General features: G+C 31.2%; 14 protein-coding genes. 13 read left to right on the top strand and 1 reads right to left on the bottom strand.

The window, feature by feature from the left end:
• Nucleotides 1-76 precede the first annotated feature (76 nt).
• The 6 genes from ACJMLB_RS06940 to ACJMLB_RS06965 all read left to right on the top strand — a co-directional run bounded on the left by ACJMLB_RS06940 (nt 77) and on the right by ACJMLB_RS06965 (nt 5,473).
• Nucleotides 77-841 (top strand): coenzyme F420-0:L-glutamate ligase, encoded by a 765-nt coding sequence (locus ACJMLB_RS06940; RefSeq protein ID WP_405324774.1) that lies wholly within the window; start codon nt 77-79, stop codon nt 839-841.
• Between the two features lie 57 nt (nt 842-898).
• The gene (locus ACJMLB_RS06945; protein ID WP_295607881.1) at nt 899-1,414 is read left to right on the top strand and encodes a hypothetical protein; all 516 of its coding nucleotides are present in this window, start codon (nt 899-901) and stop codon (nt 1,412-1,414) included.
• A 112-nt stretch (nt 1,415-1,526) separates the two neighbouring features.
• Nucleotides 1,527-2,429 carry a 2-phospho-L-lactate transferase gene (gene cofD / locus ACJMLB_RS06950; protein ID WP_296856596.1) on the top strand — a complete coding sequence of 301 codons (903 nt, stop codon included), beginning with the start codon at nt 1,527-1,529 and terminating at the stop codon, nt 2,427-2,429.
• Nucleotides 2,430-2,635: 206 nt separating this feature from the next.
• Nucleotides 2,636-3,397: a GTP cyclohydrolase III gene (locus ACJMLB_RS06955; RefSeq protein ID WP_295607887.1), complete on the top strand. Its 762-nt coding sequence runs from the start codon at nt 2,636-2,638 to the stop codon at nt 3,395-3,397.
• A gap of 116 nt (nt 3,398-3,513) precedes the next feature.
• The gene (locus ACJMLB_RS06960) at nt 3,514-4,227 is read left to right on the top strand and encodes an MJ0144 family RNA dihydrouridine synthase-like protein (protein WP_295607890.1); all 714 of its coding nucleotides are present in this window, start codon (nt 3,514-3,516) and stop codon (nt 4,225-4,227) included.
• Nucleotides 4,228-4,357: 130 nt separating this feature from the next.
• The gene (locus ACJMLB_RS06965) at nt 4,358-5,473 is read left to right on the top strand and encodes a peptidoglycan-binding protein (protein WP_295607893.1); all 1,116 of its coding nucleotides are present in this window, start codon (nt 4,358-4,360) and stop codon (nt 5,471-5,473) included.
• 211 nt (nt 5,474-5,684) lie between these two features.
• Here the strand turns inward: ACJMLB_RS06965 and ACJMLB_RS06970 are convergent, their stop codons facing one another.
• Nucleotides 5,685-6,257: a transglutaminase family protein gene (locus tag ACJMLB_RS06970; protein ID WP_405324777.1), complete on the bottom strand. Its 573-nt coding sequence runs from the start codon at nt 6,255-6,257 to the stop codon at nt 5,685-5,687.
• Between the two features lie 174 nt (nt 6,258-6,431).
• Between ACJMLB_RS06970 and ACJMLB_RS06975 the strand changes: the two genes are divergently transcribed.
• The 7 genes from ACJMLB_RS06975 to ACJMLB_RS07005 form a co-directional block, all read left to right on the top strand.
• The gene (locus tag ACJMLB_RS06975) at nt 6,432-6,863 is read left to right on the top strand and encodes a hypothetical protein (RefSeq protein ID WP_295607899.1); all 432 of its coding nucleotides are present in this window, start codon (nt 6,432-6,434) and stop codon (nt 6,861-6,863) included.
• Nucleotides 6,864-6,921: 58 nt separating this feature from the next.
• Nucleotides 6,922-7,215: a hypothetical protein gene (locus ACJMLB_RS06980; protein ID WP_405324779.1), complete on the top strand. Its 294-nt coding sequence runs from the start codon at nt 6,922-6,924 to the stop codon at nt 7,213-7,215.
• Nucleotides 7,216-7,293: 78 nt separating this feature from the next.
• Nucleotides 7,294-7,803 carry a flavodoxin family protein gene (locus ACJMLB_RS06985; RefSeq protein ID WP_295607905.1) on the top strand — a complete coding sequence of 170 codons (510 nt, stop codon included), beginning with the start codon at nt 7,294-7,296 and terminating at the stop codon, nt 7,801-7,803.
• A 224-nt stretch (nt 7,804-8,027) separates the two neighbouring features.
• Entirely contained in the window at nt 8,028-8,684 is a 657-nt protein-coding gene (locus tag ACJMLB_RS06990; RefSeq protein ID WP_295607907.1) for a DUF134 domain-containing protein, read from the top strand.
• A 182-nt stretch (nt 8,685-8,866) separates the two neighbouring features.
• A complete protein-coding gene (atwA, locus tag ACJMLB_RS06995; protein ID WP_405324782.1) occupies nt 8,867-10,477 on the top strand; it encodes a methyl coenzyme M reductase system, component A2 in 1,611 nt (536 codons plus the stop codon).
• A gap of 321 nt (nt 10,478-10,798) precedes the next feature.
• On the top strand, nt 10,799-11,281 hold the full coding sequence (locus ACJMLB_RS07000; protein ID WP_405324784.1) for a methanogenesis marker 9 domain-containing protein: 483 nt from the start codon (nt 10,799-10,801) through the stop codon (nt 11,279-11,281).
• 63 nt (nt 11,282-11,344) lie between these two features.
• Nucleotides 11,345-11,591: NAD(P)-dependent oxidoreductase (locus ACJMLB_RS07005; protein WP_405324786.1), on the top strand; the 247-nt coding region annotated here is incomplete at its 3' end.

Raw genomic sequence — 11,591 nt, forward strand, 5'->3', positions numbered from 1 at the left:
TAAAAATTTCTGTGAATAACAATAATTTCTGTGAATAACAATAGTTTTTTATATTTTATTAGTATAACATTTAAATATGACTTTAAAATTATATGGATTAAAAGAAATTCCTTTAGTTAAAAAAGGAGATAATATAGCTAAGATAATTGAAGAGGATTTGGAAAAGGAAAATATTGCTCTTGAAGATGGAGATATTTTGCTTATTGCTGAAACATTGATTTCCAAGGCTGAAGGCAACTACATAAAAATTGATGAGCTTGAGCCAAGCGAAGAAACAATAAAAATTGCAAAAGAATGCAAAAAAGATCCAAAACTTGTTGAAGCGATTTTACAGGAATCAAATGAGATTGTTGCTGTTGGACCTAATTTCATTGTGACAGAAACCAAGCATGGATTTGTTTGTGCAAACTCAGGAATAGATGAATCAAATGTAGAAGAAGGATTAGCAACTCCAATGCCTAAGAATCCGGACTCATCTGCAAAGGAAATAAGAGAGTGTTTGGAAGAAAAAACTGGAAAGGAAATTGCAGTAATCATTACTGACACTCAAGGAAGAGCATTTAGAGTGGGTGCAATTGGAACAGCTATTGGTTGCTCTGGAATCAATCCGCTTTGGGTAAGAATCGGTGAAGAAGATCTTTTCGGCAGAGCTCTTGAAACAACTGAAGTTGCTACTGCAGATGAGCTTGCAGCAGCTGCATCCTTATTGATGGGACAAGCAAACGAAGGAATTCCTATCGTATTGATTAGAGGATTTGATGCATTTAACCACCTTAGAGACACAGAAACTGGAATCAAACCATTGCTTAGACCTAAAGAGTTTGATGTATTTAGAAAATAGATAACAAACAATAACAGTTTATAACAAAACGATTTTTTTTCTTTTTGAGTGTATAATATGGTTGAAATTAATTTCAAATGTGAAAGCTGTGATTTTTCATTTTTAGATAAGAACCTAATATTCTATTTAGATACTAATTTAGAAGATCTTGAATCCATTTTAAATTTCTATTCTAAAGACAAGAAAGAGGATAGCAATCATTTAGAACTTATTGAAGATATTCACAATAAGGAAAATTCAGACAAGATGACTAAATCTTTAATTTCAGGATTCCTTTATGAAAACTACTGTCCAAATTGCAATGAATTAATTAAGACCTACGTTCCTGAAGACAATGAGCTATTCACTCAAGAAGAGATTGAAAAAATATTGACTAAAGAAATTTCTAAAAATCTCGATAATGATAAAACATTTAAAATACTATTTTTTGATTTTAAGAAAACATTTTACAAAGATAGGAGAAACATTCTTGAAAATAACGATTGCCCTAATTGCAATAGTGAAATGTCTTTAGTAATTTCTGAAAAAACTCCATGCCCTAAATGTGGAGGTCCATTAAAAGAAGAATTTTAAAGTTAAAATTTTAAAAAAAACGTCATTTGTTAAATTTACGAGTGAAATAATCTAATTATTATTAAAATAATAAACAAATCATATCACAATAAAAATAAAAAGAGTGGAAATCATGATAACTGTTTTTTCTGGAGGCACTGGAACTCCAAAATTAATTCAAGGAATAAAGGAAATTTACCCTGAAGAAGAGATCACTGTCGTAGTAAATACTGTGGAAAATTTATATATGTCCAGAGGTTATATTGCAGCGGATATTGATACAGTGATGTATACTTTTGCAGATATGATTGATGAGGAATTTTGGTATGGAATTAAAGGGGATACCTACATAGTTAGAGAACAGCTAATTGAAATGGGAACTACTGAATTGCTCAGATTAGGAGATAAGGACAGGGCAACCAAACTTCAAAAAGCCATTTTGCTTGAGGAAGGTTGGACCTTATCAGATATTGTCGAACTTCAAAAGGACAAATTAGGCATTAAGGCAAGCATAATTCCAATGAGTGATGAAGAATCTGAAATAAGCATTGTAACTAAAGAGCATGGTGAAATAGAATTCCATGACTTTTTGATCAAATATCAATGCAACTGTGAAGTAATTGAAGTGAAATATGCTCATGTGAGCCCTAGTCCAAAACTTATTGAAGCAATAGAAAAATGTGATAAAGTAATCTTTGGACCATCAAATCCAATCACTTCAATAAGACCTATCATTTCAATAGATGGTGTTGAAGATGCCCTTAAGGAGAAAGAGGTTATCGCGGTTTCTCCATTTGTAGGCAGATCTGCATTTAGCGGCCCTGCTGGACAATTCATGAATGCATTCGGTTATGAAACTTCCTCCAAAGGAGTCGCAGAACTTTACAAATCATTCCTTAATACATTGGTGATTGACAATCAAGACGAAGAGTTTAAAGAGGAAATTGAAGAAATCGTTCCAAATGTCATCATAACCAACACTTTTATGAAGACAATTGAGGATAAAATCAATCTGGCTAAAGTGGTTTTGGAATAAAAAATTTTTTAAAATTGTCTAAAAATTGTTTTAAAATTGTTTAGAAATTTTTAAAATTATTTAAAATTATTAAAAATTATTAGTTAATAAAAAATTAAAAAAAATTATTAAAAATAAAAGATTTTTAAAAAAATTACTAATTAAATGCTTAAAGTTTAAATACTAATTTAGTTATAACTAAATATATTACTATTAGGTGAAAATATATGATACAAATGACTTTGATACAAATCGATAATTATGGTCCATGGACAGTTACTCCAAGACCACGTACAGAATCTGACCTTCAAATTTTACAAGCAGAACTTTTTGCAGATGTGCAAAGACAAATAGCTGCTAAAAAAGGTTTAGTGTTCTTTACAAGATTTGATAATTTACTTGCAGTCACAAACGGTCTTAATGAAGAAGACCACATGAGAATTCAAAGATCTATTAGAAACAGATACCCAATTACAATCAGTATGGGTGTTGGAGCAGCAGAAACTGCACACGAAGCTCAAAGATTAGCAACCATTGCACTTCAAAAAGAAGGTGGAGCTCAATCTTCTGGAAGAAAAGAAATTTTAGCAATAAACAACCTTATTGAAAACCCAGAAGACAGTTTCGTACAAGCAGCACACATCGATATCAACAGTGTTACTGAAACATTAACTGATATTGAATCCGCTTTTGATACAAGCTTTATGGTAAACAAAGCTCAACACTACTTAATGACTAAACTCCGTGAAAAAGGAGCATTATTATTCTTCATCGGTGGAGACAACTTTATGTCCCCATGTAATGGATTAAGTGAAGATGACCTCACCCAAATTCTCAAAGAGATTGATGAAGAAATTGGAATCGGCCTAAAAGCAGGTATCGGTAGAGCAGACAACATGGAAGATGCAGCATATATGGCAGACATCGGACTTGAAATAATTCGTGCAGGAAATAATAAAGATTGGATTCATGTAATAGAAGAACTTTAATTAAAACATATTTTCACTTAATTTAACTTTTCTTTTTATTTCCAAACTTTTTCTATTTTTCTATTTTTTAACTACTTTTATTCTAAGGATGTGTTAACATTAAAGTACTTGCACCTATGGCAGGAATAACAAATGCAGAATTTGCTATGAAGCTTATACCTTACGGCTTTGATACAGTCACTATTGGAGGATACAATACCGACAGCGAATCAATAGAAGCTTGTGAAAAAATCATAGCAAGGGGCAGGAAAGAGTTCAATTACCCAAAAGAAGACATTTATAATGTAATTGAAAATGAAGTTAACACAATTAAAGATAACTTTGATGTAACTGTTTCTGCAAACTTAAGAGGAACCTCTCCCGATCCATTAATAGAAATAAGCAAAATAAAAAACTTAGACATCATTGAAATCAACTGTCATTGCAGACAGGAAGAGCTTGTTGCAGTTGGCTGTGGACAAAGCATGCTCCTAAGACCAGACTTGGAAGATTACATAAAAGAAGTTGTAAAGAAATCAAAATCAAAAGTATCCTTAAAAATGAGAGCTAATGTTGAAGGAGTTGACAATTTAGAAATAGCTAAACTGGCAGAAAGTTGTGGAGTTGACTACCTACACATTGATGCTATGAAAAAAGGAGTAAGAGATGCGGATTTTGATTTAATAAAAGAAATATTCGAAAATACCAATATTTTCATAATTGGAAATAACTCAATCAATTCCATTTCTCAAGCTGAAAAAATGTTAAATGCTGGAGCGAATGGTATTTCAATAGCTAGAGCCGCCATTAGCGGAAAATTAAATTTTGATTTGAATAAAATTAAAATTTAAAAACTTTCTTTTTTTCAAATTTAGCTTTCAAAACTATTTTTATTCACCTAATTTTCAAAATATTTTTTCAAAATATTTATATAACTATATAAATATAGTTAACTTAAATAAGATTTTATAGGAGAAAACTATGGGAAATAAAGGATATTTATTTTTAGTGTTGATATTCATTGTCTGCATACTTAGCCTATCTGCAGTTAGTGCTGCAGATGATCTTGCAAGTGATATCAATACTGATGACAGCCAAGAACTTAATTTAGAAGAAAACATAGAAGAAACTGTTTCAACTAGTGCAGATGATAATCAAGAGCTTACTGCAGCAGAAGAAAATGTTGGTGGCGATACTGGAAATACAAAACTGGAAACCTCACCAAAAGTAATTAAAAAATCAAAAGTTGATGCAAAAGCAAGTTCCAAAAATAAAACTGATTTTAAAACTGTTAAAAAAGGCAGCAAAGATAAAGCTATGGTTAAAAAAATCCAAAAGGCTTTGAAAAAGAATGGATACTATCTTAGATACAAAGGCCATTACTTAAAAATCGATGGATGGTATGGGCCTTGCACATTCAAATCAGTTAAGCAATTCCAAAAAGCAAAAGGATTAAAAGTAACTGGAAATGTAGATGAAAAAACTGCAGAAAGACTTAATATCATTGATAAATCAAATGCTGTTATTAAGCTTGAAAAAGGCAAAACCTTTAAAAGGGAATATAATTCTGGAAAAGCTTTTGATGCAAAGATTGTTAAGAAGAGCAATGGAAGAGGAATAGAAACAGTGCTTCGCGTTGATTACCAGAAAAATGGAAAACCATATTATGCATACTCTAAATATATTACTTTATATTCCACTGATGATGATGGAATAAATTATATTACTCCTGATGGATTGGAAGTGGGAACCTATAAAGCAATTGTCAGTTGCGAGGAACCTGGAATAAAAGCAATTCCTAAAACAAAAACAGTGCTAATTACAAAAACTTCCATTAGACTAAAAGCAGAGGATATTAAGGCATCTGGTAACAAAAATGCACAATTGAAAGCAACTTTGAAGTTTAAAAACAATGCAAAAGTCAATGAAGGAAAAGTTAAATTTACAGTTGATGGCAAGTCTTATATTGTTAAAGTGAAAAATGGAATAGCAGTTAAAAATCTTAAATCAAACAATATAAAATCAAACCAATACACTGTAGAATTCCTAGGAACTAAAAACATAAAAGGCAAATCTGCAAATGGAAAAATTGTGTAAAATAAGAGTTTAATGTTAAAACATTTTTTTTTAACTTTATTCTTTTAATTTATTATTAACTTATTCTTTTAATTTATTCTTTTAATTTATTATTAACTTATTCTTTTAATTTATTCTTAAATTTATTCTTTAAATTTATTATTAACTTATTCTTTTTTTAAAAAAAAAATTTATTTTAAATAATTTTTCATTTTTTATCTATTTTTAATATTTAAAATTCAAAATCAGTCCTAACTTCTAATATGTTATCACTTCGAGCAAGTATCTCCTCCAGTCTTTGATCTAAATCAGCATGATTGTCTTGGTAGTCTATTTCTCCAAATTCCTTTCTGATTGAATATGCCAAATGCTCTTCATCCAAGCTAAATCTTGCATTGATGTTTTCCTTATTTCCACGAGCATCAAGCCTAATCCATTTATCCAAATCTTTTATAAAAACAGTATTCAATGCATGAATCATATAGCCATCACTCTCATCATCAGCTCTTGTAAGCAACTGATAGCTGATTCCTGATGGAATCCCATTTGCTCTTAGCAGTGCAGCAAGAATGCATGATTTCACCCAACATACACCAGTTTTATTCTTAAGCGCATCACTAGCGGTTCTTGAAACTATTTTTGCTTGAATATCCCATGAATGAGGGATTTCATCCCTAACAAAGAGGTAGCTTCGTTTTATATAATCTATTTCATCCCCAGATTGATTCTTTAATTGGAGAACCTTCTGCTGGATAAGCGGATTCATATAATCACTGCTTGGTGTTACTCTTAAGAATTCTTCCACAACATCACTTCCGCAATAAATTTGAAATTATATTAATCAACAATATTTTTTTCTTATAAGAACTATTTTTTATCTAGCACATATTATTTTTGAAAATTATTTTTGAAAAGTATTAAAGTATATTCTAGATTAAACCACATTAAACTTAAATATCTATAAAAAGAATATATTACCATGACTTTCATGAATGCTAATGCAAATATGAAACAGTTCCAATTGATTAAATTCATAAATGAAAATTGTGATGATGATCATGTGATATCAAAAATTTCAATTGTGCTTCGTCGAGACAAAATAGAAGCCCCTTATTATATGGTAACTAAAATCAGACTCTCCACCTGCATTGATAGGCCAGAGAATGAACTTATTCATGCAATGGATATAATAAACCATGCTAGAAGGTATAATTTAACTGAAAACAAATATAATGAAATCAAATCAATGCTTATTGATGAATTTGATGACGATGAATCCAAACAAGTGAAAATATCTAAAAAGGATGAAGAGTTGAAGATAGATTTAATGACTATAAATGATGAGGAATTTGAGAATCTTTTTAACACCCATCAGGAACTTTTTGATAAAATAGATAACTTAATTGATTAAAAAATTCATAATAATTTAATTTGAAAAAGCAATTAGAATAATAATGGGAGAAGATAGAATGATTAGCCAAGAGGAAAAGGATAAAATCAAAGAAGAGATAGTAACAAAAGTAAACTCAATTTTAGAGAAAAACAACGAATCATACAGAATGGACAAGGTAAATGTCCTAAACAAAGCCGATAGCGTTAAATTCATGGGTACTTACAGAGTCTATGACAGGAGAAAATACAACTCCATCTCAAGAGAGATTGAAACTTTCTTAAAGAAATATAGGGACGTTAGCATAAATAGTAAAAAGATTAGGGACAGCGGCATGAAATTCACAACTGTCAGCTTTAATTTTGAATTATAAAGAACCAATTAAATTTATTTCTAGGTGTTTTAAAACATTAAAGATGAAATAGGATATACTATTCATTAGGTGATTTTTATGAGTAAGATCATTATATTAAACGGAAGTTCAAGAAAGAATGGATTCACATCATCATTGGTAAATTCATTTATTGAAGGAGCAGAGAATTCAGGAAATGAAGTGAGGGAACATTTCATACATGAAATGAACATAAACTACTGTTTGGGATGCGACAAATGTATGGAAACCCGTGAGGGATGCGTTCAAAAAAAGGATGACATGAACATGATTTATGAAGATCTGACATGGGCAGATGTTGTCGTATTCGCTTCACCAGAGTACTGGGGAACATTTACCGCAGAATTAAAGACAGCTATAGACAGAATGTTTGGCTGGTTCAATTTAGGTGAAAACTTTGGAGCGAAAAAGGATTGCGCTTTATTGATGACTGCAAGAGGCGACGACTATTCAATGGCTCTTGGCCAATATAATATCTTTACCCAATTTCTTCAGTGGAAAGATTTAGGCATGGTTCTTGGCAGAAACAAGGAAGACGAAGCCAAAAAACTAGGAGAATCCATCAAATAAAAGACATCTCTATTTTTACATTTTTTTTACTAGAGTTTAATTGACTTTTTTCTTATTTTCATTTTTTATTTTAATAATTCTCTTTTTTAAAATAATAGCTATTTTTAAAAATCAAAAGACAAACTATATATTAAATGTTATGAATATATATTCATAATAAATATATATTCATAATGAAAACTCTTCATTAGAATATGCCATGAAAAAATATAAGGAGAGAATGAATGGTTAGGCCGAAGATAGAAAGAAGAATTGTTAAACAACCTGATCACACTTGCCTAAAGCATGGAGATGTTTTAGAAGATAATCAAGAGGCAATCAAAATGAATCTTGATGAGTTCGAAGCAATCAGATTAGGCGATTATCACAATATTAAGCAAAAAGAGGCTGCAGAATTAATGGGAATATCACAGCCAACATTCCACAGAATCATCAATTCTGCAAGAAAAAAAACTGCAATCTCTTTGATTGAAGGAAAGAAGATAGAAATAAACAATGAAAATTTCTATACTGAAGAAAAAGTATACATCTGCAAAGAATGTGGATTCCAATGGAACAATCCCAAGAAGGAATACACAAACTGTCCAGACTGCAAATCTGAAAACATTGAAATTGTAAAAAATGATTTGAACAACAAACCAAAATCATCTGCACCTCAAATGTTCAATGTTCCGGAAGCTTCCAAATATCCTTTGAATGGAAGAAGATCATTTGGAGGGTCCGGAAGTGGCAGAGGACCTTCAAAAGCATGCGAATGTCCTAATTGCGGTTACATAGCTCCAAAGATTAGAGGATTCCCATGCAGAAACATAAAATGTCCGGAATGTGGAACACCATTATGCGGTTCAAATCATAAAGAACAAAACAACAAAGGAAATTAATAATAAAATCAATGAAAATATGAAAAAATATCAAAATTTATATTAATAATATCGTTTATAAATAATATACATATAATTTAATAAATTAATTTGATATTAATTTAAAATAAATTAAAAAACTTAAAAATAAAAATAAATAAAAATTAATCATAATTACAACTATATTTCAAAAAGGTGGGCTTATGTCTTTCATAACTTTAAAAAATATTAATAAGTCATTTAATGGAGAACAAGTTCTTAAAGATATTAACTTAACAATAGAAGAAGGTTCTACATTAGGTATTCTCGGTAGAAGCGGTAGTGGAAAATCTGTTTTAATCAACATGCTAAGAGGTACTAAAGAATATGCTCCTGACAGTGGGCAAGTACTCTTTGACTTAGCAATCTGTGAAAATAAAAAATGCTTGCATGTTGAACCTGCTTCAAAGGCCGGCGAAAAATGTCCAGAATGTGGAGCTGAATTGAAAGCAAAGGAAATTGATTTCTGGAATGCTGACAGATTGGAAAAGGCAGCAATCAGAAGAAGAATTTCCATTATGCTTCAAAGAAACTTTGCATTGTACGATGAACAAAGCGTAATTGAAAACGTATTGAATGCAATGGGTGACGAAGGCAGATACGAAGAAGAGAATATCTACAACGCTATTGACTTATTGGAAATGGTTCAAATGAGTCACAGGGTTACTCACATTGCTCGTGACTTAAGTGGAGGAGAAAAACAAAGAGTTGTACTTGCAAGACAATTGGCTAAAAACCCAATGTTGCTTTTAGCTGACGAACCAACAGGTACTTTAGACCCACAAACTGCTGAAAAACTTCACCAAACCTTAATTGAAGGGGTAAAAAATGAAGGAATCAGTATGGTAATCACTTCCCACTGGCCAGAAGTTATGAATCAATTAGCGGATGATGCAATATGGTTAGACAAAGGGGAAATCATTGAACATGGCCACCCAGATGTCATAGTTCCAAAATTCCTTGAAACCGTACCTCAAGCAGAACAAGTTGAAAAAGTTGAGCACACCGAAGAAATCATTAGAGTGAAAGACATTAAGAAGCACTACTATTCAATTGAAAGAGGAGTTGTTAAGGCTGTAGACGGTGTAAGCTTAACAATTAATCAAGGAGAAATTTACGGTATTGTTGGACTTAGTGGATCTGGAAAAACCACCTTAACCAGAATGATGATTGGATTGACTGAACCAAGTTCTGGAGAACTTGAAATCAAGTTAGGTGATAACTGGATTGACATGAAAAAACCAGGCCCATTAAACAGAGGTCGTGTAACTCCATACTTAGGTTTATTACACCAAGAATACTCTTTATATCCTCACAGAGATATTTTAGGTAACTTAACTGATGCTATCAGTTTGAACTTGCCTGCTGAATTTGCAAAAATCAAAGCAGCACATATCCTTGAAACCGTAGGATTTGAAAAGGAAAAATCCATGAGCATCCTATCCAAATGGCAAGATGAGTTAAGTGGAGGGGAAAGACACAGAGTAGCTCTTGCACAAGTATTAATCAAAGAGCCAAACATTGTTGTATTGGACGAACCAACAGGTACTATGGACCCAGTTACAAGAATCATTGTAACCAACTCCATCTTAAAGGCAAGAGACGAATTGGACCAAACCTTTGTAATTATTTCTCACGATATGGATTTCGTATTGGATGTTTGTGACAAGGCAAGCTTAATGAGAGGAGGAAAACTCCTCAGTACTGGAACTCCAGAAGAAATCGTTGCAGAATTAACTGGTGAAGAAAAAGCAGACATGATTAAAGATCACTAATCTTTTTCTTTTCTTTTTCTTTTCTTTTTTATTTTTTATTATGATTTTTTAATTTTTATTCTAATTTTTTAATTTTTACTATTTTTCCGAGATAACAGTTTAAAGATTTTAACCGGATTATACAACTATTTTTAAAGATTTTTCAATTATAATTAAAAAATTATATTAATATAAACAAACAAAATTATTAATGTTATATTAATTATTAAATTAATTAATTTTAATTTAATTTATTATTATATTATTTCAATAATTAAAAAATCAATGATAAAAAAATTAAAAACATTTTATATTTATTATTTACAAATTAGAGGAAAAACTATGGTATGGGAAAATTCACCGTCACATATTTGTAGAGGAGGAGATGTAAGAGGACTCGCATTCTGTTGTCCTCCTGTAAAACCTTGCCCTATTATGGGAGCTTTAAAAGAAGTTGGATTAACTCCTCAGGAATTCTTAGACATTAAGCAAAAATTTGCAAGAGAAACTAGATTAGGCGAAGGCCCCGCAACCTGTTTTGGATCACTTGTATGGTGCTGTAAAACTTCAAAACCTTGTCCTTTAAGAGACATGACCTTAAACCAAATCGGCATGAGCGAAGAGGAATACATGGATTTGAAAAAGCAATTATCTGAAGTAATTTTAGCTGCAGGAACACCACCTACATCAAATGAAGCGGTATTTGCACTTTCACAAACCTTTGACATAAGTGAAGCGGAAGCTGAAAAAGTGCTTGCAGACTGTAACAATGACTTAAGAATGGCTGTAAAATTATTAAAACTTAAACAATTGGAAGAAAAATAAACATTTCATCTAAACTTATCCAATCTTTAAATCAATTGAATTAAAAATAAATAATGTGATAATATGGGATTAACTTCTCTTTTCTTTGAAGTTGAAAACAAGAATGTCTTTATTTTAGGCACAGGAGAGGTAGCTACAAGAAGAGCACATCGCTTTTTAGATAAGGGAGCCAATGTAATATTGGCAGGAAATTCAATTGATGAAGAATTGACTAAAAAAGGAGCTATTTTAACACCTTTAAAAGACCTTGATGAGATGGTTAAATGGAGCGACATAGTGATTACCGCAAGCGGCGATGAAAAGCTATGCG

It is taken from the genome of Methanobrevibacter sp., from assembly GCF_045114555.1.
GTDB lineage: Archaea > Methanobacteriota > Methanobacteria > Methanobacteriales > Methanobacteriaceae > Methanobrevibacter.

Bases quoted from the DNA above. Each gene is read 5' to 3' on its own strand.
- ACJMLB_RS06940 (WP_405324774.1), top strand. From the start codon at position 77: ATGACTTTAAAATTATATGGATTAAAAGAAATTCCTTTAGTTAAAAAA.
- ACJMLB_RS06945 (WP_295607881.1), top strand. From the start codon at position 899: ATGGTTGAAATTAATTTCAAATGTGAAAGCTGTGATTTTTCATTTTTA.
- cofD (WP_296856596.1), top strand. From the start codon at position 1,527: ATGATAACTGTTTTTTCTGGAGGCACTGGAACTCCAAAATTAATTCAA.
- ACJMLB_RS06955 (WP_295607887.1), top strand. From the start codon at position 2,636: ATGATACAAATGACTTTGATACAAATCGATAATTATGGTCCATGGACA.
- ACJMLB_RS06960 (WP_295607890.1), top strand. From the start codon at position 3,514: ATGGCAGGAATAACAAATGCAGAATTTGCTATGAAGCTTATACCTTAC.
- ACJMLB_RS06965 (WP_295607893.1), top strand. From the start codon at position 4,358: ATGGGAAATAAAGGATATTTATTTTTAGTGTTGATATTCATTGTCTGC.
- ACJMLB_RS06975 (WP_295607899.1), top strand. From the start codon at position 6,432: ATGACTTTCATGAATGCTAATGCAAATATGAAACAGTTCCAATTGATT.
- ACJMLB_RS06980 (WP_405324779.1), top strand. From the start codon at position 6,922: ATGATTAGCCAAGAGGAAAAGGATAAAATCAAAGAAGAGATAGTAACA.
- ACJMLB_RS06985 (WP_295607905.1), top strand. From the start codon at position 7,294: ATGAGTAAGATCATTATATTAAACGGAAGTTCAAGAAAGAATGGATTC.
- ACJMLB_RS06990 (WP_295607907.1), top strand. From the start codon at position 8,028: ATGGTTAGGCCGAAGATAGAAAGAAGAATTGTTAAACAACCTGATCAC.
- atwA (WP_405324782.1), top strand. From the start codon at position 8,867: ATGTCTTTCATAACTTTAAAAAATATTAATAAGTCATTTAATGGAGAA.
- ACJMLB_RS07000 (WP_405324784.1), top strand. From the start codon at position 10,799: ATGGTATGGGAAAATTCACCGTCACATATTTGTAGAGGAGGAGATGTA.